This window comes from Bradyrhizobium sp. SZCCHNRI1009 (assembly GCF_032487575.1).
Classification (GTDB): domain Bacteria; phylum Pseudomonadota; class Alphaproteobacteria; order Rhizobiales; family Xanthobacteraceae; genus Bradyrhizobium.
Window position 1 is genome coordinate 26,644 of record NZ_JAUEUL010000033.1, and the last position, 24,843, is coordinate 51,486.

Below are 24,843 nucleotides of genomic sequence, written 5' to 3' on the forward strand. Positions count from 1 at the left end.
AGGGAGCGGAGTGAGTGCGGGGCGCCGGCTGCGCGTCCCAACGACCAGGTGCCACCTGACCGCTCACTTCAGCTTCAGCCCGACCACCCTCACCAGACCGTCCGGCATCTGCTTGTAGCCCTCGAGCTTCTTGGTGTGCGCGATCAGGATGCGGCGGTGATAGAGGTAGAGGATCGGCTCGTCCTCGATCTCGAGCTTGGTCAGCTTCTCGTAGAGCGCCTTGCGCTGGGCCATGTCGGTCACCAGCCGCGCGTCGCTGAGCGCCTTGTCGGCCTCGGCGTTGGCCCAGGCGCTGTAGTTCTGCGGCGCGTTGCTGTGCAGGAACACGTAGCTGTTGCCGTCGGGATCGATCCGGCCGCTCCATGACAGCATGAACGCCTGATAGTCGCCGGCCTCGGCCTGCTTCAGCGAGGTCGCGAACTCCGTAACACGGATCTTCATGTCGAAGCCGGCCTCGGCGGCCATCGACTGTACCACCTGGGCGGCCGCCTCGGTCTCGGCACCCTTCGGTACCATGAAGTCGACCGCGACAGGCGTCGTCACGCCGGCCTCTTTCAGCAGCGCCTTTGCCTTCTCGACATCGCGGGCACGCACCGGGAAGGCCTTCTGATAATACGGATGCGAGGGATTGACCCATTGGTTGCCCGGCATGAATTCGCCGTTGAAGACCACCTGGTTGAGCGCCTCGCGGTCGATCGCGAGATCGAGCGCCTGGCGCACCTTGGCTGACTGGCTGAGTGGGCCCTTGGCCTTGTCCTTGCCGATGTTGAGCGTGATGCCCTGGTAGCCGAGCTCGATCGCAGTCGACAGCGCAAGCCTGGAATCGGCGCGGACATCCTTGATATCGGTCGCGAGCACGCGCTCGATCAGGTCGAGGGCACCCGACTTCAGGTTCGCCAGCCGCACCGTGGCATCGACGATGGGCTGGTAGACGATCCTGTCGATGAAGACGTTGTCCTTGTTCCAGTAGTCGGCGAACTTCTCGAACACGATCTTGTCCTGCTGGACGCGCTCGACGAACTTGTACGGACCGGCGCAGACCGGATGCAGGCCGAACTTGTCGCCGGCCTCCCTGGCGGCCTTCGGCGACACCATCATGCCGGCGCGGTCGGTGAGCTGGGCGATCAGCGGCGAGAACGGCGCTTTCAACACCAGCTTGATCGTCAGGGGATCGACGACGTCGACATGATCGAGCGAGGCCAGCTCAGGCTTGCGGAACGAGCCGGGAAAGGTCAGGTGGCGGTCGAGCGAGAATTTGGCGGCCTCGGCGTCGAACGGCTCGCCGTCGTGAAACTTCACGCCGGGCCGCAGCTTGATGGTGACCTCCTTGCCGTCGGCGGATGTCTGCTGCGACAGCGCGAGCTGCGGCACGATGTTGAGCTTCTCGTCGATGTCGAACAGCTTGTCGCAGGTGGCGGCGAACACGATGCGCCCGACATAGGTGCGGGCCATGGTCGGATCGAGAACGTCGGGGTCCTCGGCAAGGCCGATTCGCAGGGTGGTCTGCGCCTGCGCGGCCGGCCCCCAGGAGGCCACGACAACGGCCGCGACGGCGGCCAAGCACCAGTTCCTCATCATCCGATGTCCCCTACGAAAATGCAGCCTGCGTTGTTGCACTATCCATACCAACCCCGGTCACGCGCCGTCCTTCCGGCTCGGTCATGTCTGGTTCGCGAGCGCCGCGGCGATGCCGGCATCGATCGTGGCGCGATCCGTAATCCCCGCCGGATTGTCGCGCGTCGGCATGAACTGCCGGAACACCGCCCAATGCCTGCGGCTGACGCCTTCCAGGCGTGCGAGCTCGGTGAGCGGATCGGCGTGATCGTCGACCCGCAGATCGAGCTCGGACCATTCCTCCTTGCCGTGGATGAGGAGGGCGGCGGACTGTTTGCCGCGCTTGTCACCGCCGGCGGCCTCGCCGGCCTTCATGGCCGCGATCAGCCGCTGCGCGAAGGGCAGGGCGCCATGAGTGAGAAACGCGTTCGCGGTTTCGTTGAGCACCTGCGGGCCGGCCAGCATGTTGCCGGCAATCGAAAAGCCTCGGCCTTCGAGATGGCCGCACCAGTCGATGCAGTCGCGGCCGGTGTGGGCGGCAATCTGGCCGTTGTGATCGAGGATGTGGAGCTGGCGGCTCTCGCGGCCGGGATCGGCCGACGTCAGCAGTTGCACGATCTCGCGCGGATGGCGGCCATCGCGGAGCAGCGTCACGCCGTCGATGCCGTAATAGGGATTGACCAGCGCCTGTGTCGCGATGCCGCCGTGGCCGGCGACGATGAAGGGCACGCGCGCGCCAACGGCGAAGAAGCGGGTGGCGACGGCGACGCCGATCCGGCCGGTGAGATCGTCCTTGGCAATGATCGACCAGGTCATCGTCGCGTTGCTCTCTTATCGTCCGGCGGCGTAACCCTGCATGCCCCGCGGATTGGCGGCGGCGCGGCGGCGGCGGCCGACACGTGATGCGGCCGTGAGCCGGCCCTCCGACCAGTCGGGGCCGACCTCGACAACATGGCCGCGGCGGCGCAGCTCCTCGACGGTCGCCTTGGGCACGCGGTTTTCGACCACGAGCACGCCGGGGCGTGCGGTGCGCGGCCAGAACGAGATCGGAAAGTGCTCGGAGTGCCACGCCGGCGCGTCGATCGCTTCCTGCAGGTTCATGCCGGCATGGACGTGGCGCAGGAAGAACTGCGTGTTCCACTGGTCCTGCTGGTCACCGCCGGGCGAGCCCCAGGCCACATAGGGCTCGCCATCGCGCAGCGCCATGGTCGGCGACAGCGTGGTGCGCGGCCGCTTGCCCGGCACCAGCGCCGCGGGATGATCCTCCTCCAGCCAGAACATCTGCGCGCGAGTCCCAAGGCAGAAGCCGAGCTCGGGGATGACCGGCGAGGACTGCAGCCAGCCGCCGGACGGCGTGGCCGAGATCATGTTGCCTTGGGAATCGATGATGTCGAAATGTACGGTGTCGCCGCGCACCTCGCCGAAGCGGCCGACGGTCGGTTCGCCCGAGCCCATCGCGCCGACGGCCTCGCGGTGGCCTGTCGCCTCGCGCAGCTTGACCTTGGCGCCGTAGCCGTCGAGCGTGCCGGGACGCAGCTCGAGCGAGGCCTTGTCGGTGATCAGCTTGCGCCGCGCGTCGTTGTAGGCATCGGACAGCAGCGTCTGGATCGGGATGTCGGCGAAGGCGGGATCGCCATAGAACGCCTCGCGATCGGCGAAGGCCAGCTTGGCGGCTTCGATCTGCCAATGGATGAAGTCCGGTCCGGTCGGATCGAGGCCGTCGAGCGCAAAGCCCTTGAGCAGCGCAAGCTGCTGCAGCAGCACCGGACCCTGGCTCCAGACGCCGGCCTTGCAGACGGTGTAGCGGCCGTACTCATAGGTCAGCGGCGCCTCGATCGTCGGTTGCCAGCGCGCCATGTCGTCGGCGGTCAGCACGCCCTTGTGACGCGCGCCCGAGACGTCCATCACCTCCTGGGTCCGGCAGAAGCGGTCGATCGCCTCAGCGACGAAGCCGTGCGACCAGGCCTTGCGGGCTCGCTCGATCTGCGCGTCGCGATCAGCACCCGCGCTTTCGCCTTCGCTCAGAATGCGCGCGTAGGTCTCCGCGAGCTGTGGATTGGTGAACAGCGTGCCCGGCCGCGGCACGTTGCCGTTGGGCAGATAGAGCGCGGCCGAGGTCGGCCAATGCGTCTTGAACAACTGCTCGACGGTCTGGATCGTCGCCGAGACGCGTTCGACCAGCGGATAGCCGTCGCGCGCATAGCATATCGCCGGCTCCAGTACGTCGCGCAGCCGCATCGTGCCATAGTCGCGCAGCAACAGCATCCAGGACTCGAACGTGCCGGGCACGCAGGCAGCGAGCAGGCCGGTGCCGGGCACCATGTCCAAGCCTTCGCGCTTGTAGTGCGCGATGGTGGCGCCTGATGGCGCCGGGCCCTGGCCGCAGATGACCTCGGTGCGCCCCCGCCTGACGTCGTGCAGGATGATCGGCACGTCGCCGCCGGGACCGTTGAGATGCGGCTCGACGACCTGCAGGGTGAAGGCCGCCGCGACGCCGGCGTCGAAGGCATTGCCGCCGCGCTCCAGCATCGCCATGCCCACCGCGGTGGCAAGCCAATGTGTGGAGGTGACGACGCCGAAGGTGCCGTCGATCTCGGGGCGGGTGGTGAAGGGATCGGGGTTGATGAAGCTCATGGCGCCCTTTGATCTGTCTTATTAGTCGCCGTCATTGCGAGCGAAGCGAAGCAATCGAGGGTCCAGGTTGACGCCCCTGGATTGCTTCGTCGCTTCGCTCCTCGCAATGACGACCTCATTCAAATTCCGTCGTGCTGCTTCACGCCACCGATGCCGTCACAACGGCCGTGTCGGCCGGCTGGTTCACCGCATGACAGGCCACACCTCCGATCAGCTCCGGTGCCTTCTGCCGGCACAGATCGAACGCCAGCGGACAACGCGGGTTGAAGGTGCAGCCCGAAGGCGGATTGATCGGGTTCGGGATCTCGCCCTTGACCGGGATGCGCTGGCGGCCGGACATCGACAGGTCCGGGACGGCGCCGAGCAGCATCTTGGTGTAGGGCATGCGCGGATCGTTGAAGAGGGTGCGGCCGTCGGCGATCTCGACGATGCGGCCGAGATACATCACGCCGATGCGGCTCGCCATGTGACGCACGACCGCGAGATTGTGGCTGATGAACAGATAGGTCAGGCCGAACTTGTCCTGCAGATCGCGCATCAGATTGAGGATCTGCGCCTGTACGGAGACGTCGAGCGCCGAGGTCGGCTCGTCGCAGACGATGAATTCGGCTTCCGAGGCCAGCGCGCGCGCGATCGCGATGCGCTGGCGCTGGCCGCCGGAGAATTCGTGCGGGAATTTCTGGCCGTCGTCGGGATGCAGGCCGACGAGGGTCAGGAGCTCGCCGACACGGTCCTTGATCTGGCGTTCGCCCTCGATGATGTCGAAGGCGCGGATCGGCTCGGCGATGATGCTGTCGACCCGGAAGCGCGGGTTGAGGCTGGCGTAGGGATCCTGGAACACCATCTGGATGCGCCGGCGCAGCTTGCGCCGCACCTGCGCCTGGCGCGCTTCGCTCATCGACACGCCGTCGATGATGACCTCGCCCGACGTCGGCGCCAGCAGCCCGACCACCATGCGCGCGACCGTGGTCTTGCCCGAGCCGGATTCGCCCACCAGCGCGAAGGTCTCGCCCTTCCTGATGCCGAAGCTGACGCCATCGACCGCCTTCAGGAATTCCTGCGGCTGGCGCTCGATCACGCGGTTGAGCCAGGGTTTCGAGACGTCGAACACCCGGCGCAGATCCCTGACTTCGACGAAATCGCTCATGCCGCGGTCTCCGTCGCGCGATCATACAGATGGCAGGCGACCGCCTGCGTGCCCTGGCGCAGTGGCTCCGGCCGGTCGACGCGGCAGCGCTCGAATGCGACGCCGCAGCGCGGATTGAACGAGCAGCCGGGCGGGATCGCCGACAGCCGCGGCATGGAGCCTGGGATCTGCACCAGCCGCTTCTCCTCGCCTGCGAGCGTCGGGATCGCGCCCATCAGGCCCTTGGCGTAGGGGTGCAGCGGGTTCTGGATCACCTCCTGCACCGGGCCGATCTCGGCGACGCGGCCGGCATACATCACCGCGACGCGATCGCAGGTCTCGGCGATGACGCCCATGTCGTGGGTCACCAGCATCACGGCGGTGCCGTGGTCGCGGCCGAGCCGCTTGATCAGCGAGATGATCTGCGCCTGCACGGAGACGTCGAGCGCGGTGGTCGGCTCGTCGGCGATGATCAGCTCGGGCTCGGCGCACAGCGCGAGCGCGATCACGACGCGCTGGCGCATGCCGCCGGAGAATTCGTGCGGATAGCCGTCGATGCGCTTCTCGGGCGCTGATATGCCGACCTCGGCGAGCAGGTCGATGGCGCGCTTGCGCGCCTGCTGGTCGGTGAGATTGGTGTGGGTCCTGATTGTCTCGATGATCTGGTCGCCGACACGATACAGCGGATTGAGCGAGGTCAGCGGATCCTGGAAGATCATGCCGATGCGCTTGCCGCGCACCTTGCGCATCTCCTCCGGCGGCAGGTTGTCGATGCGCAGCCCGGAGAGCTCAATCTCGCCGCCGGAGATGCGGCCCGGAGGATCGATCAGGCCGATCACGGCAAGGCCGGTGACGGATTTGCCGGCGCCGGATTCGCCGACGACGCCGAGCACCTCGCCCTTGGCGATGTCGTAGGAGACGCCGTCGATCGCGCGCAGGGTGCCGCGCCGGGTCGCAAACTCGACCTGCAGATTGCGCACGGACAGAACGGGGGCGGTCATGAGCTCGAGCCTCGGAAGGACGCAAACACGCGGGTCATCGCAGTTTCGGGTTGAGGGCGTCGCGCAGCCAGTCGCCGAGCAGGTTGATGGCGAGGATCAGCCCGGCGAGCGCGATGCCGGGGAAGGCGACGATCCACCATTCGCCGGCGAACAGATAGTTGTTGCCGATCCGGATCAGGGTCCCGAGCGACGGCATCGTCTCCGGCATGCCCGAGCCGAGGAACGACAGGGTCGCCTCGGTGATGATCGCCAGCGCGAGGTTGATGGTGGCGATCACCAGCACGGGACCGGTGGTGTTGGGCAGCACGTGGCGCAGCATGATGACGGGCGCGGGCAGGCCGATCAGTTGTGCGGCGGCGACGTAGTCCTTGTTCTTCTCGACCAGCACCGAGCTGCGCACCGTGCGCGCATACTGCACCCAGAAGGAGAGGCCGATCGCCAGCACCAGCACGACCAGCATGCTGAGCCAGTCCAGCCGGTTGCCGGAGACGGACTTGGCGATGCCGTTGACCAAGAGCGCAATCAGGATCGGCGGAAAGGTGAGCTGGACGTCGGCGATGCGCATGATCACGGTGTCGACCCGGCCGCCGAAATAGCCCGCGATTAGCCCGAGACCGATGCCGAGCGCACCGGAAAAGGCGACGCCGAGAATGCCGACCAGGAGCGAGATGCGCAGGCCGTAGAGGATGGCCGAGAGCACGTCACGGCCCTGCTCGTCGGTGCCGAGCAGGAACGGGCTCTGCCCGTCGGCGGTCCACAGCGGCGAGATGCGCGAGTTCAGGAGCTGCAACTGCGCCGGGTCGAACGGGTTCTGCGGCGACAGCAGCGGCGCGAAGATCGCCAGCAGGAAGAACAGCAGCGTGATCACGGCCGCGGCGACCGTCAGCTTCGAGCGGCGGAACGAGTAGAACAGGTCGCTCGCAAACGCACGCTTCAGCCAGCCGTCGGCGGCGCGCGGCGTCTCGACCGGCGTGGGGTGGGGGAGGGCTGCGTCGCTCATGATCAGGCCGGACGGCTGATGGTCGCGCGCAGGCGCGGATCGACCACGGTGTAGAGGATATCAACCACGAGATTGATGGTGACGAAGATCAGCGACACCATCATCAGGTAGGCCGCCATGATCGGGATGTCGACATTCTGCACCGCCTGGACGAACAACAGGCCCATGCCCGGCCATTGGAACACCTGCTCGGTGATGATCGAGAACGCGATCACCGAACCGAACTGCAGGCCGACCACGGTGATCACCGGCACCAGCGTATTGCGCAGCGCGTGGCCGAAATGGATCGCGCGCGTGGTCAGCCCGCGGGCGCGGGCGAAGCGGATATAGTCGGTGCGCAGCACCTCGAGCATCTCGGCGCGGACCAGCCGCATGATCAAGGTCATCTGGAACAGGCCGAGCGTGATCGAGGGCATGATCAGCGCCTTCCAGCCGGAGACGGTGAACAGGCCCGATGTCCACCAGCCGAATCTGACGGTGTCGCCGCGGCCGAACGACGGCAGCCAGCCCAGCGTGACCGAGAACAGGTAGATCAGGAGGATGCCGATCAGGAAGGTCGGCAGGGAGATGCCGATCAGCGACAGCATCTGGAACAGCTTGGCGAGCAGAGAGTCGCGGTGCAGCGCCGAGAACACGCCCATCAGGATGCCGAAGACCAGCGCCAGGATCGTCGCGCAGACCGCCAGTTCCAGGGTGGCGGGCATGCGCTCCTTGAGGAGATCGGAGACCGGCTGCCGGAACTGATAGGAGACGCCGAACTTGAACTGCGCCGCGTCGAACAGATAGCGCCCGAACTGCACGATGAAGGGATCGTCGAGCCCGAGCGACTGGCGGATGCTGGCCCGTTCCGCCGCCGACGCATCGATCGGCACCAGCTGGCTCACCGGATCTCCGGCGAAGCGGAACATGGCGAACGCGATGATTCCGACGGCGATCATGACGCCGATGGCCTGAATTGCTCGGCGAAGCGCGAAGGCGAGCATCTGATCCTTTCAGGTCCCTCGAGATGCGGCGGCGCGTAGCACCTGCCGCAGGAAATGAAAAGTCCCGAAAAGCAGTTCTGCTTTCCGGGACTTGTCGTCGCGTGAGGACTACTCGGTCTTGGTGGCGAGGAACAACAGCACGGCGTTGTCGGCGCGCAGCGGAATCTTCACCTTCTTCGAGACGCCCCAGGCCACCGCCTGCTGATGCAGCGGGATGTAGCCGTAATCCTTGATGCCGATCTCGAACGCCTGCTTGATCAGTTGATTGCGCTTGGCGGTATCGGTCTCGACCAGGACCTTGTCGGTCAGGGCGTCGAACTCCTTGTTGCAGTAATCGCCGAGATTGGCCTCGCCCCGGGTCGGGTCCTTGGCATCGTCACGGCAGCCCATGATGTCGTGCATCACGTTGTGCGCATCCATCGAGGAGGGCGTCCAGCCGAGCAGGAAGAACGAGGTGTTGTAGCCGCCGGGCTTCAGCACCTTGGCGAAGTACTGCGCCTTGGGCTGCGCGTTCAGGTTCACCTTGACGCCGATGCGGGCGAGCATGCCGACCACGGCCTGGCAGATCGCGGCGTCGTTGACGTAGCGGTCGTTCGGGCAGTCCATGCCGACCTCGAAGCCGTCGGGATAGCCGGCCTCGGTCAGCAGCTTCTTGGCGGCGTCCGGATCGTATTTCGGCCGCGTGAAGTCCTTGGACAGCGCATAGAGCTGCGGCGCGATCATCAGCGCCGACGGCGTCGACAGGCCACGCATGACGCGGGTCTTGATCAGCTCGACGTCGATCGCCTTGTAGAAGGCCTCGCGCACGCGGATGTCCTTGAACGGGTTCTTGCCCTTGACGTTCGAGTACAACAGCTCGTCGCGCGTCTCGTCCATGCCGAGGAAGATCGTGCGCAGCTCCGGTCCCTTCAGGACATGGGCGTTCGGGCTGGAATCGACGCGGCCGATATCCTGCACCGGGACCGGCTCGATGATGTCGACCTCGCCGGACAGCAGCGCCGCGACGCGCGTGGCGTCGGAGGCGATGGTGGTGAACACGATCTCCTTCAGATTGTGCTCGGGCTTGCCCCACCAGTTCGGATTGACCTTGAATACGGTCTTCACACCGGGCTGATGGCTTTCGATGATGAAGGGGCCGGTGCCGTTCTCATGTAGCGCGGCGTAGCTCGGCGTGGTTGCCGACACCGGCGTCGGCGCGACCGAGTTGTTGTCCTCGCACCACTTCTTGCTCATGATGTACCAGGTATCCCACTGCGAGATCAGGATGGGATTGGGGGCATCGAGCTTCACGTCGACGGTGTAGTCGTCGACCTTGATGAATTTTGCGTCCGGCGGAACGTTGGAGAGGAAGTTGGAGCCGGTGGCGCGGACACGATCGGCGGAGAAGATCACGTCGTCGGCGGTGAAGGGTTCGCCATTGTGGAACTTGACGCCCTTGCGCAGATGGAAGCGCCAGCGGGTCGGCTCGGGCGTTTCCCAGCTCTCGGCCAGCGCGGGGATGATCTTCAGATCCTTGTCGCGCGCGGTCAGCCCCTCATAGACGTGAGCATGGTGCGCAATCGTGGTCGATTCCTTGAAGGTGTAGGGATCGAGCGATTTCAGGGTGCCCTGGTTGGCATAGCGCAGGGTCTGGGCCGAGGCCGGCATGACGGCGAGGCCGAATGCGACCGCTGCCGCGATGAGCAGGGATTTGCGTCCCGACATATGTCCAAATTCTCCGCGTTTGACGCTTGGTTTTTCGGCAGGCGCGATTATGTCCGGCCTGCTTTGCTTCGAAGTTCGTGTTGTCTGCAGCGCCTCTTGCACGAACTTCAAGAAGCAACAAGACGCCGGGCGATATGCTTGCAAGTCTGATGCCGCGCCGGAATGAACTGATCCCGTTGGCTCTGGCCTGGCGGTGCGCCGTACGACCCGCGGCAGATCGATCCGAATATGTTGCCAGAGTTCAGCGGCGGCACACAAGTGCAGTTTGTTTAAGCCTAAACGATATGGTTATCCCCCGCGGCCGCTGTGCAGCGCACGCGAGCGGCGGCGTCCGGATTGGGCTGACGGCCCGCCGGATTGACCATGTCCCGGGAATTGCGCACCTGCAGCAACGCGCCGCTTGCTAGAGGGGGGCCGGCGCGGCGATACTGGACATCCCTGCCGCGGGTCCGGGATGGGCGTTCCTTGTGAAGGGAGCCCGGCCCGGGCCTGGCGTCGGGATGGTTCGAACAGCGGAGCGGACATGAAAGTCAATATCGAGATCGATTGCACACCGCTCGAAGCGCGGCAGTTTTTCGGACTTCCCGATGTCGGTCCGATGCAGGCCGCGGTCATGGACCGGCTGCAGAATCAGATGACGAGCAACATCGACAAGCTCACGCCCGAAGCCATCATGCAGAGCTGGTTCACGTTCGATCCTCGCCTGGCCGAACGGTTTCAGGACCTGATGCTGACCATGACAGGCCTCGGCGGCAGCCGTTCGAGCGACAAGAAGTCGGCCTGACGCGGCAAACGGCTGCTCGGATTTCGCTCGCGCGGAACTCCGAGGAGAAGCGGCGTGACGTCACGGCATGGAGCAGGCTCCACGCCGGAGCCGAAGACCGGTCGAAAAAGGCCGGCTGAACAGCTTCAGGGGAGGATGCATGACCGATCCGTCTTGGATGCCGGCGCTGCAGTTCGCGACGACCAACGGCATTCGCATGGGCTATTACGAAGCGGGCCCCGTCAGCGACAGGCCGCCGATGATCCTCTGTCACGGCTGGCCGGAGCTGGCCTTCTCCTGGCGGCACCAGATCAAGGCGCTGGCCGAGGCTGGCATCCGCGTCATCGCACCCGACCAGCGCGGCTATGGCGCGACCGACCGGCCGGAGCCGGTCGAGGCCTATGACCTCGAGCATCTCACCGCCGACCTCGTCGGCCTGCTCGATCATCTCAACATCGACAAGGCGATCTTCGTCGGACACGATTGGGGCGGCTTCGTCGTCTGGCAGATGCCGCTGCGATACCCCGACCGAGTCGCGGGCGTGGTCGGCATCAACACGCCACATCTGCCGCGCGCGCCTGCCGATCCCATCGCCATCATGCGCAAGCGGTTCGGCGACATGATGTACATCGTGCAGTTCCAGGATCCCGCACGCGAGCCGGACCGCATCTTCGGCAGCCGTGTCGCGGAGACCTTCGATGCGTTCATGCGCAAGCCGCTGCCGCGCAGCGACGCGCCGCCGACGGAGCCGCCGGCCGGAGGGATCGCAGCGTCGCCGTCGCTCAATCTGGCGTTCCCGCAGATGATCGCGGCCTATGACGCCGCCAAGGACACGCGGCAGCCGATCCTGTCGGAGGCCGAGAAGCAGGTGTTCGTCGACACCTTCACGCGCACCGGTTTCACCGGCGGCATCAACTGGTATCGCAACATGACGCGCAACTGGCAGCGCGCCGAAGGGCTCGACCATACGGTGCGCGTGCCGTCGCTGATGGTCATGGCGGAGAACGACGCCGTGCTGCCGCCCTCGGCCACGGACGGCATGGAGAAGCTTGTCCCGGACCTGGAGAAATATCTCGTCCGCAACAGCGGCCACTGGACGCAGCAGGAGCAGCCGGAGGAGGTCAGCGCCAAGCTGATCGAATGGCGGCGAAGAAGGTTCGGTTAGGGGCTTCCGGCGGTTCGTTTGAAGAACGGCTGAGACACAGACTCGCGTCGCGTGACGCAATAGCGACCCTCAGCAACATGTGTCGTCCCGGAGTCGTCCCGGACAAGCCTGTCGACGCAACGCGTCGGCAGGCGCCGATCCGGGACCCATAACCACAGGCCCGGATGGCTGAAGCGGGCTGGAGCCACAGCCCGTCGCCATCACCAAAGCCGGTGGTTATGGGTCCCGGCGTTCGCCGGGACGACAGCTCGTTTCCGGGCGGCGGCGGTGACCACCGACTGCCATTCTACGCCGCCTGCGCATTCGCGCCGCGCGCGTGCTCGGCGATGGCGTCGATGATCTGCGGCCACATCGGCCGCGGGGTGGCGTGACCCATGCCGTCGATCATCAGGAGCTTGGCATTCGGAATCGACTCCGCGGTGTCCTTGCCGGCGGTGGGATGAACCAGCGGGTCGACCTTGCCGTGGATCACGAGTGTCGGCGCGGTCACCAGATGCAGCCGCGGCTTGCGGCTGCCGGAGGCCAGGATCGCGCGCAACTGACGTCCGACGCCGGCGGGATTGATGCCGCGCGCGAAGCAGCGTTCGGCGAGCGCCACGTCATTCGCCTCGTCCTCGGGGAAGGAGCCGACGCGCAGCGCCTTCCAGGTCCTCTGGAAGCGCTTGATGTACTCGTCCTTGGTCTTCGGCGGCGGCGCCATCAGCAGCATCGCGACCTCGCGCGTCGGCGGCGGGATGCGCGGATTGCCGGTCGTCGACATGATCGATGTCAGCGAGCGCACGCGATGCGGAAAGGAGATCGCGATCTCCTGCGCGATCATGCCGCCCATCGACGCGCCGACCAGATGCGCCGACTTGATGTCGAGTGCGTCCATCAGGCCGACCGTGTCCTTGGCCATGTCGAGCAGCTTGTAGGGCGCGGCGACGGGAATGTTGAAGAAGCGCAGCTTGAGCAGCTCGAACGGCGTCAGGCGGCGTCCGCCATGCAGCTTGCTCGACTGGCCGATGTCGCGGTTGTCGAAGCGGATCACGCGAAAGCCGCAGCTTGCGAGCTGTTCGCAGAACTCATCGTACCAGATGATCATCTGCCCGCCGAGGCCCATGATCAGCACGAGAGGAGGGGCCGCCGGGTCGCCGAAGATCTCGTAGCAGATGTCGATACCGTTGGCGCGCACGGTCTGCGGCGGCTGATGAGCATTTGCAGTCACGATGATCCCTCGTTCAAGGCCAACAGGCCATCTATGGCATGGTTCCGCCGACAGAGAGAAGCGGCCCCATGATCCTCCCGCATCGCAGCGATGACGTGCTATGATAGGTTGTGTTGAGTCTCCGCGTGGCCTGAAGGAGCGTGCCGATGGTGAACAAGTCCGGCGATCCGATCGCATTCTGGCAGCAGATGGTCGGTGAGATGCAGAAGAGCTTCACGGCCTTCACGCGATTGCGCCCGCTGGGCGCGGCCCGCTCATCCTCCGACGATCCTGCAACTGGTTCTGGAAACGGACAGAAGCCCATGGCCGATCTGATGGAAAACTACTTCGCCGGCATGAACGTGCCGAGCCGCGGTCAACTGACTGCGCTCAACGAGCGGCTGGCGTCGATCGAAGGCGAACTGGCGGAGACGCGGGCGCTGTTGAAGGAGCTGCTGGGCGCCGCGAAGGTGCCGCTGCCGGCATCGAAACCGCCGGTGGATCTCGCTCCCCAGTTGAATGAGATCAAGAGCTTGCTCGACGCGCTTCTCGCCGCATCCAAGGCGCAGCCGGTTGCGCCGGCTCCGGTCGACGTCACGCCTGAGCTCAACGAGATCAAGGCCTTGCTCAACGAGCTTGTTGCCACATCCAAAGCGCCGCCCCCCGGAACGAAGCCTGCCATCGATGTCACGCCCCAGTTGAGCGAGATCAAGGCGCTGCTCGACCAGATTCTGAAGGCGGCGCAGCCGTCCGGTCCTGCCCCGATGGCGTCCATCGAGGCGCAGCTGCGCGAGATCCGGGAGGTGCTCGACAGGGTGATGAAACCGTCGCCGCCGGCGGAACCAGAACCCGCGGCGGTCGAGACCGCGCCGGGAACGGCCGAGCCGGTCCGGCCCGGAAAGTCTCGCAACAAGAAGCATGGGGGCGGCCCTGATCGAGGCTCGCGCCAAGGCAATGATGCGCCGTCGGGCACTTGAGCGGGGACGGCCTTTCCCCCATCCTCCCTGGATGGTGCATTGCAACATTTTTGTTGCGATGCACTATGTATGCTGGTATAGCTGAGTCACTCCGGTTTCATAAGGGACGGAGCGAGCCATAGCTCAGAAGCATTGAGGATGGAGACAGCCATGACCACCGAGACCAATACCGTGTTCGACACCGTCAAGGATGCCTTTGCGCCGGTGACCGACGCGTTCAAGAACCTGCAGACGATGGAAGTGCCGGAGTCCGCGCGGGAGTTCGTCAAGAAGACCGCGTCGACCGCCAAGGAGCGCGCTGCGGAGGCCCTCGCTGGCTCCGAGAAGGTGACGTCGGCGATCGAAACCGCCGTGTTCGACGGCGTGACCGAGGCCGGCAAGATCAGCCGCAACATCCAGCAGGCGCTGTATCAGGACACCGAAGCGTTCTTCGACGGCCTGGACAAGCTGGCGTCCGCGAAGTCGATCAGCGAAGCCGTTCAGATCCAGGGTGAGCTGGCCCGTGCCCGTGGCGAGGCGCTCGTCGCCCGCGCCAAGTCGACCAGCGAGTATGTCGGCAAGCTCGTCACCGAGGGTGCCAAGCTCGCGCAGGAGAACATGGCCAAGGCCTACAACAAGACCGCCTGATCGCCTTGCGCGTCAGTCGATCCATCTGCAAGGCCCGCTCCATGCGGGCCTTTTCTTTTGCGATCGGGCGAAACCGGCTAAAGCCTGCACCATGCCGCAGCCGCTGTCCCGCATCGTCCATGAGCTCAAGAGCGAGCCGTCGCGCACGGGCTCGCTGATCATCACCGTGTTCGGCGACGCCATCGTGCCGCGCGGCGGCAGCGTCTGGCTCGGCAGTCTGCTGGCCTTCTTCGAAGGGCTCGCGATCGACGGCAGCGTGGTGCGCACCGCGATGTCGCGGCTGACGGCGGAAGGCTGGTTCGAGCGGACGAAGAGCGGCCGCAACAGCTTCTATCGCCTGACCCGGCGCGGCGAGCAGACCTTTGCCGGCGCCACCCGCCACATCTACGATTCGCCGCCGGCGGAATGGAACGGCAGCTTCGAACTGCTGCTCATCGGCAGCGCTGATGACCGCGAGCAGGCGCGGATCGCGCTGCGCGACGCCGGCTTCGGCAGCCCGCTGCCGGGCGTGTTCGTGGCGCCCTCGAGCATCGCCGTGCCGGACGCGGTGGAGGGGGCGGTCCGCCTGCAGGCCTCCGCAGGCTCGGATATGGCGCGGCGGCTGGTCGCCGAGAGCTGGGCGCTGGAGCGGACTGCGGAAGCCTATCGCAAGTTCAGCGCCTCCTTTGCGCCGCTCAAGGCCAGCATCGAACGCGGCGAGCCGCTGTCCGACGGCCAGGCCTTCACCGCCCGCATCCTGCTGATCCATCACTACCGCCGCATCGTGCTGCGCGATCCCTTGCTGCCGGCCGAGCTGCTGCCTGGGAACTGGCCGGGACGACAAGCGCGTGTGCTCTGCGGCGACATCTACCGGCTGCTGCTGCCGGGTTCCGAGCGATGGCTCGACGCTCACGCGACCAATGAAGAGGGGCCTTTGCCTGCGGCCGGCGCGACGCTGCTGCGGCGGTTCGCCGATGCCCATGAGGTGGGCTGATATATTACAGAATTCGATTGCACGGATAAAATCTCGTTATATATTGGCGGCAACCAAGTCCTGGGAGGACGCCGCCGCATGTACACGCAGGCGCTCAATTCGCCCGAGGAGGGCAGCTTCGCCGAGGACGCCGGACGCGCCTCGCGCTTTCAGGCGCGCATCGATGCCGAGGAGCGCATCGAGCCGAACGACTGGATGCCGTCGGCCTATCGCAAGACGCTGGTCCGGCAGATTTCCCAGCACGCCCATTCCGAGATCGTCGGCATGCTGCCCGAGGGCAACTGGATCACGCGCGCGCCGAGCCTGCGCCGCAAGGCGGCGTTGCTCGCCAAGGTCCAGGACGAATGCGGCCATGGGCTGTATCTCTACGCCGCGGCCGAGACGCTTGGCGCCTCGCGCGAGGAACTGGTTGACGCGATGCTGGCCGGCAAGGCCAAGTACTCCTCGATCTTCAACTACCCGACCTTGACCTGGGCGGATATCGGCGTGATCGGCTGGCTGGTCGATGGCGCCGCGATCATGAACCAGATCCCGCTGTGCCGCTGCTCCTACGGCCCCTATGCGCGCGCGATGATCCGCGTCTGCAAGGAGGAATCGTTCCACCAGCGCCAGGGCTACGAGATCATGCTCACGCTCTGCCGCGGCACGCCCGAGCAGAAGGCGATGGCGCAGGATGCGTTGAACAGATGGTGGTGGCCGGTGCTGATGATGTTCGGCCCGCCGGATCAGGCCAGCCAGCACAGCGACGCCTCGACGAAGTGGAAGATCAAGCGCTTCTCCAATGACGAGCTGCGCCAGAAGTTCATCGATGCCACCGTGCCGCAGGCGCAGTATCTCGGCCTGACGATTCCCGATCCAGCGATGACGCAGGACGAGCAGGGCCACTGGCAGCACGGTCCGATCGACTGGAACGAGTTCAAGCAGGTGCTGGCCGGCAACGGCCCGTGCAACCGCGACCGTATGGCGGCGCGCCGCAAGGCGCATGCCGACGGCGCGTGGGTGCGCGAAGCCGCGGCCGCCTACGCCGAGAAGCGCGCGCAGCGCCGGATGGCGCAGGCCGCCGAATAGACAAGGGAGAGCGAGATGGCGACGCCGAACACGCCGTTGTGGGAGGTCTTCATCCGCAGCCGCAACGGGCTCGCGCACAAGCATTGCGGCTCGCTGCATGCGCCGGACGCGACCATGGCGCTGCAGGCCGCGCGCGACCTCTACACCCGCCGCGGCGAGGGCCTGTCGATCTGGGTGGTGCCGTCGAGCGCCATCACCGCGTCCGATCCCGCCGACAAGGGCATGATGTTCGAGCCGGCGGAAACGAAGATCTATCGGCATCCGACCTTTTATGAAGTGCCCGATGAAGTCGGACATATGTAGGTGCAACTCCTCATGGTGAGGAGGCGCGCAGCGCCGTCTCGAACCATGAGGCCCGATACGGCTCCTGGCCCATCCTCGAGACGCCCGCCTGCGGCGGGCTCCTGGAGGAGGTCAAATGCGTGGCTTCAGAGGCGAAACGTCATGACCGCCCCCTCGATCACTGTCTCCGAAACGCCGCTGGTGCTCTACACCTTGCGCCGCGCCGATGATGCGCTGATCCTCGGTCATCGCCTCTCCGAATGGTGCGGCCACGCGCCCATGCTCGAAGAGGACATGGCGCTGTCCAACATGGCGCTCGACCTGATCGGCCAGGCGCGCGAGCTCTATGGCTACGCGGCAAAGGTCGAGGGCCGCGACAATGACGAGGATAAGCTCGCTTATCTCCGGGACGTCAGGCAGTACCGCAACCTGCTGCTGGTCGAGCGTCCGAATGGCGATTTCGCGCACACGATGGTGCGGCAGCTGTTCTACGCGGCTTTCGCCGATCTGTATTGGCGCGGCATGATGGGCTCGACCGATGCGACGCTCGCCGCCATCGCGGCCAAGTCGGAGAAGGAATCCGCCTATCATCTGCGCCATGCCAGCGAGTGGGTGATCCGGCTCGGGGACGGCACCGACGAGAGCCACCGCCGCGCGCAGGCCGCGGTCGACGATCTCTGGGCGTACACCGGCGAGATGTTCAGCGTCGACGACTCCGAGCGCGGACTGATCGATGCCGGCATCGCGATCGACCCGACGATGCTGCTGCCGGAATGGCTGTCGATCGTCTCGCATGTCGCGCGCGAGGCGACCCTCGTGCTGCCTGAGAACGACTGGATGCAGCAGGGCGGCCGCGACGGCCGCCACAGCGAGCATCTCGGCCATCTCCTCAGCGAGCTGCAATACATGCAGCGCAGCTTCCCCGGTGCGACGTGGTAGTCGCCGACACCAGTCCTGCCGAACTCCGCCAGCGCGCCTGGGAGGCGGCGGCGTCGGTGGCCGATCCGGAAATCCCGGTGCTGACGATCGACGATCTCGGCGTGCTGCGCGAGGTCGAGGTGGTCGGGGAACGGGTGGAGGTCGCGATCACGCCGACCTATTCCGGCTGCCCGGCGATGAACATGATCGCGCTGGAGATCGAGCTGGCGCTGGAGCGCGCCGGCTTCCGCGAGGCCAGCGTGCGCATTGTGCTGTCGCCGGCCTGGACCACGGACTGGATGAGCGAGGAAGGGCGACGCAAGCTGCGGGAGTACGGCATCGCGCCGCCGCCGCCGTCGAGTGGCCGGCGCGCGCTGTTTGGTGTGGCCGAGGTGGCGTGTCCGCAATGCGGGTCTGATGACACCGAGCAACTCGCCGAGTTCGGCTCGACCTCGTGCAAGGCGTTGTGGCGCTGCAGATCGTGCCGCGAGCCGTTCGATTACTTCAAGTGTCACTGATGCTAAAGCCGTCATCGCGAGCGCAGCGACGCGATCCAGGGCCACGCCCGGAGCCCTGGATTGCTTCGTCGCTTCGCTCCTCGCAATGACGTGAGGATAGGTTCGATGTCGACAACGCCGCGCTTTCACCGTCTCGCCATCCGTGACCTGCGCCGGGAGGCACCGGATGCGGTGTCGCTGACGTTTGCCATTCCAAACGAACTCGCGGACGACTATCGCTTCGCGCCCGGACAGTATCTCACGCTGAAGACGACGCTCGGCGGCGAGGAAGTCCGGCGCTCTTATTCGATCTGCTCCGGCCCCGATGACAACGAGATCCGCATCGCCGTGAAGCGCGTCGATGGCGGCGCGTTCTCGAGCTTCGTCACCGACGAATTGAAGCGCGGCGACGAGATCGACGTGATGACGCCGACCGGACGTTTTGGCGTGGCGCTGGATCCTGCGGCGGCGCGCACCCATGTCGGATTTGCCGCTGGCTCGGGCATCACGCCGATCCTGTCGATCGTGAAGGCCGTGCTGGCGCGCGAGCCGGACAGCCGCTTCTTCCTGTTCTACGGCAACCGCACGACCGCCGGCATGCTGTTCCGCGAGCAACTGGAGGAGCTGAAGGATCGCTTCCTCGACCGCTTCTCGGTGTTCCACGTCATCTCCGGCGAGGAGCAGGATCTTCCGATCCTGCACGGTCGTCTCGACGGCGAAAAGGTGCGTATGCTCTTGCGCTCGCTGGTGCCGGCGGAGACGGTCGACCACGTTTTCATCTGCGGTCCGACCGGGATGAGCGAGGACATCGAGGCTGCCTGCCACATCCTCGGCATTGCCGACGAGCGCATCCATGTCGAGCGCTTCGTCTCCGGTGCGGGCGGCAAGCCGCGGCCGAGAGCTGTCGTGCCCGATACGGCGCCGCCCAAGGCGGTCGCCGCCCTGATCATCGACGGCAAGCGCCGCGAGGTCCCGGTCGCCGACGGCGAGGCCATCCTCGACGCCGCACTCCGCGCCGGCGTCGACCTGCCATTCGCCTGCAAGGGCGGCATGTGCTCCACCTGCCGCGCCAAGCTGGTCGAAGGCAAGGCCGAGATGGAGCTGAACTACTCGCTGGAGCCGTGGGAGCTCAAGGCCGGATTCGTGCTGACGTGCCAGGCCAAGCCGGTGACGGAGCGGGTGGTGGTGGATTACGATCATATGTGAGATGGCGATGTATGGAGCGGGACTCGTCGTTCGAGATGCGCCTTCGGCGCTCCTCACCATGAGGGGTGACAGCGCGGCGCACTCCCCAACTACCCCACCGGCCGCTTGTCCTTGATCCGTTTCGCCTTGCCGGCCGAGCGCTCCAGCGTGTCTGGTGCCACCACCTTCACCTTGGCGGTCAGGCCGATGGTGTTCTTGATGTGGATCGAGATCCGCTCGGCGTGCGCGCCGAGGCCGGTCTCGTCCCAGTGCTCCGGGCGCGACTCCGCGTAGATCGTCAGCTCGTCCATGCGGCCTTCGCGGGTCAGCTCCAGCATGAAATGGCCGCCGCACCATTCGGTCGACAGCAGGATCTCCTCGATCTGCGACGGAAACAGATTCACGCCGCGCAAGATGATCATGTCGTCGGAACGGCCCGTGACCTTCTCCATGCGGCGCATGCCCGGCCGCGCGGTGCCCGGCAGCAGTCGCGTCAGATCGCGGGTGCGATAGCGGATGACGGGAAAGGCCTCCTTGGTCAACGAGGTGAACACCAGCTCGCCGATCTCGCCGTCGGGCAGCACCTTGCCGGTGTCGGGATCGACGATCTCCGGATAGAAATGATCCTCCCAGATGTGCAGCCCGTCCTTGGTCTCCAGGCATTCCTGCGCCACACCCGGACCGATCACCTCGGACAGGCCGTAGATGTCGGTGGCGTCCATCGCGAACGCATCCTCGATCTCGGCGCGCATCGCATTGGTCCATGGCTCGGCGCCGAAGATGCCGATCTTGAGCGAGCTCTGCCGCGGGTCGAGCCCCTGGCGCTTGAACTCGTCGAGGATGGCCAGCATGTAGCTCGGCGTCACCGTGATGATGTCGGGCCTGAAATCATTGATCAACTGCACCTGCCGCTCGGTCATGCCGCCGGAGATCGGCACCACCGTGCAGCCGAGCTGCTCGGCGCCGTAATGGACGCCGAGACCGCCGGTGAACAGGCCGTAACCATAGGCATTGTGGATGATCATGCCGCTGCGGCCGCCGGCAGCGCGGATCGAGCGCGCCATGACGGTGGACCAGGTCGCGATATCGTTGCGGGTATAGCCGACCACGATCGGCTTGCCCGTCGTGCCCGACGAGGCATGCACCCGCACCAGTTGCTCGCGCGGCACGGCGAACATGTTGAACGGGTAATTGTCGCGCAGGTCCGTCTTGACCGTGAACGGAAACTTGGCGAGGTCGGCGAGCTCGCGGAAGTCGGAGGGATGCACGCCAGCCTTGTCGAAGGTGCGACGGTAATGGGCGACGTTGTCATAGGCGTGCGTCAGCGACCAGGCGAGGCGCTTGGTCTGCAGCGCCATGATTTGGTCGCGCGAGGCGCGCTCGGTGTCGTCCATCTCGGGTACGTAGCTGCCGGCCGGTTGAGGTTTGCTCGATGTCATCGTGTCAGTCCTCCGGCGGAGCCGTGGGGGTCGGCACCAGCGTGCCGCCGATGCTGCGGGAATGGCCGCGAAACTCCGCGATCACGGTGTCTTCAGCGGTGACGCGAACGTCGTAGATGCCGGAGCGGCCGCTGCGCGACACCTCGCTGGCGCGGGCGGTCAGCACATCGCCGAGCTTGCCCGGCCGGATGAAGCTGATACTGCCCTGGGCCGCCACGGTGCGGTCATTGTGGGAGTTGCAGGCGAACGCGAACGCGGAATCGGCCAGCGTGAAGATGAAGCCGCCATGGGCGATGCCGTGGCCATTGACCATGTGCGGCTGGATGGTCATGCGCAGCGTCGCGCAGCCCGGGCCGATTTCGATGATCTGCATGCCCAGGCCCTGGCTGGCGCGATCGTCCTGCCACATGGCGTCGGCGCAAGCGCGGGCGAGCGCGTCGGGGGAGAGCGGGGCCGCGCCACTCACCGGCGAGCCCCCGGCGGCGAACAGGCCAAGATCGGCGCATGAGGATGCGCTGGTGACACCACGGCATTCTCTCCCGTTGATGCTTGTTGGAACAAGCATTCTGAACTAGTTAAGCTCGATATCGTGGCGAATAATCCGCGCGCGTCAAGCGAAAGCGGTGCTTGCGCAGCCCGCGTGCCGCCGCCTCTTTTCCGCAACCAGAAGGACTCCTGCGCGTGCCGGAAGCTGCTGATGTCGCCGTCGTAACCGGTCTCGGGATCGGCCTGGTCTATGGCGTGGTGGGGCTGCTCAGCGGCTTCTGCATGATGAGCAGCCTGCGCGGCTGGTGGGCCGACGGCGACAGCCGCCTGGTGCGAAGTTACGCCCTGGCGATGGGCATCGCCATCATCGCCACACAGCTGCTCGCGGCCAACGGCGCCGTCGATCTCGGCAAGTCGATCTATCTGCAGCCGACCTTCTCGGTGCCGCTGATGTTCGCCGGCGGTGTCCTGTTCGGCTACGGCATGGTGCTCGCCAATGGCTGCGGCTCGCGCGCGCTGGTGCTGCTCGGCCGCGGCAATCTGCGCTCCTTCGTTGTCGTGACGGTGCTGGCGATCGCCGCCGAGATGACCTTGAAGGGCCTGATCGCGCCGCTGCGCATCGCGCTGATGCAGGGCTCGCAGACCACGGCGACCGCGACGTCGCTGCCGGCCGTGCTCTCGGTCGGTGGCCTGCATGGTGCAGCGGCGCGGCTGCTGCCGGCGCTCGCGCTCGGCGGCGCGCTGATCGTCTTCGCCTTTGCGCATGCGCCCTTCCGGCGCGCGCCCGGCCAGATGCTCGCGGGCCTCATCGTCGGCCTGCTGATCGCAGCCGGCTGGTTCGCGACCGGCTATCTCGGCGCGGACGATTTCAACCCCGTGCCGGTGGCGTCCCTGACCTTCGTCGCGCCGATCGCCGATGCCCTGCAATACATCATGCTGTCGACCGGCTCGACCGCGAATTTCGGCATCGCCACCGTGGCCGGGGTGCTCGCCGGCAGCCTCGTTACCGCCGTGGCGACGCGCCGCTTCAAGCTCGAGGGCTTTCATTCGCCGCAGCATATGCTGCGCTCGGCGGGCGGCGCCGCGCTGATGGGCATCGGCGGCGTGATGGCGCTGGGCTGCTCGGTCGGGCAGGGGCTCACGGGACTGTCGACCCTGGCGCTGCCCTCGTTCGTCGCCATCGCCGGCATCTTCATCGGCACGGCGGCCGGCCTGCGCGGAGCGTTGCGCGTCAGGCCGCTGAAGATCGAGCCGCAGGCGGCGCGTTGATCACTCCGCCGCGCGCGTGACGATGCGGATCTCCGACGTCAGCGTCCGGTGCACCGGGCATTTGTCGGCGATCTCCATCAGCTTCCTGCGCTGCTCCTCATCGAGCGCGCCGTCGAGGTGGATCTCGCGGTCGAGCTGATCGATCAGCCCGACCTTGGTCTCGCATTCCGCGCAATCTTCCGCATGGATCTTGCTGTGGCGCAGGGTGACCGTGATGCGGTCGAGCGGCAGGGATTTGCGGTCGGCATAGAGCCGCATCGTCATCGAGGTGCAGGCGCCGAGCGCCGCGAGCAGCAGGTCGTAGGGGCCCGGGCCGGTATCCTGGCCGCCGACGGAGAGCGGCTCGTCAGCGGTGAGATGATGCGGGCCGAGCGCGATGGCCTGCTGCAGCTTGCTCGACCTGGTCTCGCGCACGACCACGTCGCGCGGGCCATCCGCGGGCGCCGGCTCGGCGGCCTCCGGCGCGACGTAGCGGCCGGCCCAGCTCGCGATCACCTCGGCGATGTAGGCGGCGTCCTCCTTCCCGCTGATGAGATGATCGGCGTGATCGAGCGAGATGAAGCTCTTGGGATGCCTGGCGGCGACGAAGATCTTCGTTGCGTTGTCGATACCGACGGTGTCGTCGAGGGGCGAGTGCATCACCAGCAGCGCCTTGTGCAGATGCTTGATCTTGTCGAGCAGGCGCTGCTCGGCGATGTCGTCGAGGAAGGAGCTGCTGATCCGGAACGGGCGCCCCGCGAGCGAGACCTCGGCCGAGCCGTCGCGGCGGATCGCCTCGAGTCGGTCCTTGAACAGCGCCGTCACATGGGCCGGATCCGACGGCGCCGCGATCGTCACCACCGCCTTCGCATCGGGGATGTCGCCGGCCGCGGCCAGCACGGCGGCGCCGCCGAGGCTGTGGCCGATCAGGATGGCCGGCGCCTGCCGCGTTTCACGCAGATGATTGGCGGCGCGGACGAGGTCGGCGACGTTGGAGGAGAACGTCGTGTTGGCGAAGTCGCCTTCGCTGGAGCCGAGGCCGGTGAAGTCGAACCGCAGCACGGCGATGCCATGCGCCGTCAGCGCCATGGCGATGCGCCGCGCGGCGTGGGTGTCCTTGCCGCAGGAGAAGCAATGCGCGAACAGCGCGTAAGCGCGCGGCGCGCCGCCGGGCAGATCGAGCGCGGCAGAAAGCTTGTCGCCGCTGGCGCCTTCAAACTGGAAACGTTCGGTTGGCATGATGTGGTCCCCATTTGTTGCGTCTTCACGGCCGCTCGAGGCGACGACACCGCATCGTCTCACATCGTCATACAACAGATATGGCCATACGCGCAGACATGATGGCGCATTCTCGCGGCCCGCACGGCCCGAGCTTTGCGGCTATTCGCCCTCTTGAAACGAGAGGGCGCAGGGAAGGCCGGGAGCCTGCCGCCCCCATGGCCCGCCTGCGGAAAAAATGCAGACGGCAGAACCACAGGTTCGGCTGAGGACATCCCGGCCTTCCCTGCGCAATGGTTGGAACGGCTTATACGCGCTCTCTCCGGGGAACGGCTGTCTTGCCCCCGTCATCGCGATGCGCGTCAACCGCACCACGACTTGACGCCAGCACCGCGGCGCCGAGACCACACGATTTCACCGTGCGCACCGGATCGTTCGTCCGCATGGACAACCATGCTGCGACCCGTTGCGCCCACCGCATCCCGCGCTCCACGTCCGTGACGATCGCGATACGCCCCTCTGCAACGAGGCGGGACGGTGGGAGTAAATAACGATTTTCAGAAATTGGCAAGGGGAATGTTTTGGGATGCGAGCTTTGGCAATAGCGGCAATACCGCCCGGGTGCCAAGGCTATCTGCGAGCGGAGTTTTGCGCTCACCTGTCTCCTCATCGTCATGGCCGGGGTTGTCCCACGGCTGTCCGGTTGAGGTTTTAGCATATACTAAGGCTCATCTGGCGGTCGTCTCGGGTGAGAGACTGTGGAGGATCGAGCAGTCCATCGATCCTCCTGCGGTGCATGAGGTTTTGCG

23 protein-coding genes are annotated in these 24,843 nt (G+C 66.1%); 11 read left to right on the top strand and 12 right to left on the bottom strand.

The window, feature by feature from the left end; translation table 11 throughout:
• Nucleotides 1-63 precede the first annotated feature (63 nt).
• From QX010_RS30975 to QX010_RS31010, 8 genes are all read right to left on the bottom strand, one after another.
• Nucleotides 64-1,575, bottom strand: a complete 1,512-nt coding sequence (locus QX010_RS30975; RefSeq protein WP_316183415.1) for an ABC transporter substrate-binding protein — start codon at nt 1,573-1,575, stop codon at nt 64-66.
• Between the two features lie 84 nt (nt 1,576-1,659).
• Nucleotides 1,660-2,370, bottom strand: coding sequence for a DUF1028 domain-containing protein (locus tag QX010_RS30980; RefSeq protein WP_316183416.1), 711 nt, complete (start codon nt 2,368-2,370; stop codon nt 1,660-1,662).
• A gap of 15 nt (nt 2,371-2,385) precedes the next feature.
• Nucleotides 2,386-4,188, bottom strand: coding sequence for a gamma-glutamyltransferase family protein (locus tag QX010_RS30985; protein WP_316183417.1), 1,803 nt, complete (start codon nt 4,186-4,188; stop codon nt 2,386-2,388).
• Between the two features lie 139 nt (nt 4,189-4,327).
• Nucleotides 4,328-5,335, bottom strand: a complete 1,008-nt coding sequence (locus QX010_RS30990; RefSeq protein WP_316183418.1) for an oligopeptide/dipeptide ABC transporter ATP-binding protein — start codon at nt 5,333-5,335, stop codon at nt 4,328-4,330.
• Nucleotides 5,332-6,315, bottom strand: coding sequence for an ABC transporter ATP-binding protein (locus tag QX010_RS30995; RefSeq protein ID WP_316183419.1), 984 nt, complete (start codon nt 6,313-6,315; stop codon nt 5,332-5,334). Before QX010_RS30995 ends, QX010_RS30990 begins: the two co-directional genes overlap by 4 nt.
• A 34-nt stretch (nt 6,316-6,349) precedes the next feature.
• On the bottom strand, nt 6,350-7,315 hold the full coding sequence (locus QX010_RS31000) for an ABC transporter permease (protein ID WP_316183420.1): 966 nt from the start codon (nt 7,313-7,315) through the stop codon (nt 6,350-6,352).
• A gap of 2 nt (nt 7,316-7,317) precedes the next feature.
• A complete protein-coding gene (locus QX010_RS31005; RefSeq protein ID WP_316183421.1) occupies nt 7,318-8,298 on the bottom strand; it encodes an ABC transporter permease in 981 nt (326 codons plus the stop codon).
• A 108-nt stretch (nt 8,299-8,406) separates the two neighbouring features.
• Nucleotides 8,407-10,002, bottom strand: a complete 1,596-nt coding sequence (locus tag QX010_RS31010) for an ABC transporter substrate-binding protein (protein WP_316183422.1) — start codon at nt 10,000-10,002, stop codon at nt 8,407-8,409.
• A gap of 523 nt (nt 10,003-10,525) precedes the next feature.
• On the opposite strand from QX010_RS31010, the gene QX010_RS31015 reads away from it, so the two are divergent.
• Both QX010_RS31015 and QX010_RS31020 read left to right on the top strand, forming a co-directional pair.
• Nucleotides 10,526-10,786 carry a DUF6489 family protein gene (locus QX010_RS31015; RefSeq protein WP_315801359.1) on the top strand — a complete coding sequence of 87 codons (261 nt, stop codon included), beginning with the start codon at nt 10,526-10,528 and terminating at the stop codon, nt 10,784-10,786.
• 139 nt (nt 10,787-10,925) lie between these two features.
• Complete coding sequence (locus tag QX010_RS31020; RefSeq protein WP_316183423.1) at nt 10,926-11,930, top strand: alpha/beta hydrolase; 1,005 nt, start codon at nt 10,926-10,928, stop codon at nt 11,928-11,930.
• A 286-nt stretch (nt 11,931-12,216) separates the two neighbouring features.
• On the opposite strand, the gene QX010_RS31025 is transcribed toward QX010_RS31020, so the two are convergent.
• Nucleotides 12,217-13,137: an alpha/beta hydrolase gene (locus QX010_RS31025; protein ID WP_316183424.1), complete on the bottom strand. Its 921-nt coding sequence runs from the start codon at nt 13,135-13,137 to the stop codon at nt 12,217-12,219.
• A gap of 146 nt (nt 13,138-13,283) precedes the next feature.
• Between QX010_RS31025 and QX010_RS31030 the strand changes: the two genes are divergently transcribed.
• The 8 genes from QX010_RS31030 (at nt 13,284) to paaE (ending at nt 19,664) form a co-directional block, all read left to right on the top strand.
• Entirely contained in the window at nt 13,284-14,093 is an 810-nt protein-coding gene (locus QX010_RS31030) for a hypothetical protein (protein ID WP_316183425.1), read from the top strand.
• A 150-nt stretch (nt 14,094-14,243) separates the two neighbouring features.
• Nucleotides 14,244-14,720, top strand: a complete 477-nt coding sequence (locus QX010_RS31035) for a phasin (protein ID WP_315801355.1) — start codon at nt 14,244-14,246, stop codon at nt 14,718-14,720.
• Nucleotides 14,721-14,811: 91 nt separating this feature from the next.
• Entirely contained in the window at nt 14,812-15,693 is an 882-nt protein-coding gene (gene paaX / locus QX010_RS31040; RefSeq protein WP_315801354.1) for a phenylacetic acid degradation operon negative regulatory protein PaaX, read from the top strand.
• A 78-nt stretch (nt 15,694-15,771) separates the two neighbouring features.
• Nucleotides 15,772-16,761, top strand: a complete 990-nt coding sequence (gene paaA / locus QX010_RS31045; protein WP_316183426.1) for a 1,2-phenylacetyl-CoA epoxidase subunit PaaA — start codon at nt 15,772-15,774, stop codon at nt 16,759-16,761.
• Between the two features lie 15 nt (nt 16,762-16,776).
• The gene (gene paaB, locus QX010_RS31050; RefSeq protein WP_316183427.1) at nt 16,777-17,064 is read left to right on the top strand and encodes a 1,2-phenylacetyl-CoA epoxidase subunit PaaB; all 288 of its coding nucleotides are present in this window, start codon (nt 16,777-16,779) and stop codon (nt 17,062-17,064) included.
• Nucleotides 17,065-17,205: 141 nt separating this feature from the next.
• Entirely contained in the window at nt 17,206-17,982 is a 777-nt protein-coding gene (paaC, locus tag QX010_RS31055) for a 1,2-phenylacetyl-CoA epoxidase subunit PaaC (RefSeq protein ID WP_316183428.1), read from the top strand.
• Nucleotides 17,976-18,479 carry a 1,2-phenylacetyl-CoA epoxidase subunit PaaD gene (gene paaD / locus QX010_RS31060; RefSeq protein WP_315801351.1) on the top strand — a complete coding sequence of 168 codons (504 nt, stop codon included), beginning with the start codon at nt 17,976-17,978 and terminating at the stop codon, nt 18,477-18,479. Before paaC ends, paaD begins: the two co-directional genes overlap by 7 nt.
• 105 nt (nt 18,480-18,584) lie before the next feature.
• Nucleotides 18,585-19,664, top strand: coding sequence for a 1,2-phenylacetyl-CoA epoxidase subunit PaaE (gene paaE, locus QX010_RS31065; RefSeq protein ID WP_316183429.1), 1,080 nt, complete (start codon nt 18,585-18,587; stop codon nt 19,662-19,664).
• An 89-nt stretch (nt 19,665-19,753) separates the two neighbouring features.
• On the opposite strand, the gene paaK is transcribed toward paaE, so the two are convergent.
• Nucleotides 19,754-21,082 carry a phenylacetate--CoA ligase PaaK gene (gene paaK, locus QX010_RS31070; RefSeq protein WP_316183430.1) on the bottom strand — a complete coding sequence of 443 codons (1,329 nt, stop codon included), beginning with the start codon at nt 21,080-21,082 and terminating at the stop codon, nt 19,754-19,756.
• 4 nt (nt 21,083-21,086) lie between these two features.
• Entirely contained in the window at nt 21,087-21,548 is a 462-nt protein-coding gene (paaI, locus tag QX010_RS31075) for a hydroxyphenylacetyl-CoA thioesterase PaaI (protein WP_315801348.1), read from the bottom strand.
• A gap of 215 nt (nt 21,549-21,763) precedes the next feature.
• Between paaI and QX010_RS31080 the strand changes: the two genes are divergently transcribed.
• Nucleotides 21,764-22,837, top strand: coding sequence for a YeeE/YedE family protein (locus QX010_RS31080; protein WP_315801347.1), 1,074 nt, complete (start codon nt 21,764-21,766; stop codon nt 22,835-22,837).
• Here QX010_RS31080 and QX010_RS31085 read toward each other — a convergent pair whose 3' ends face one another.
• A complete protein-coding gene (locus QX010_RS31085; RefSeq protein ID WP_316183431.1) occupies nt 22,838-24,055 on the bottom strand; it encodes a bifunctional alpha/beta hydrolase/OsmC family protein in 1,218 nt (405 codons plus the stop codon). It abuts the gene before it with no gap.
• Between the last annotated feature and the right edge of the window lie 788 nt (nt 24,056-24,843).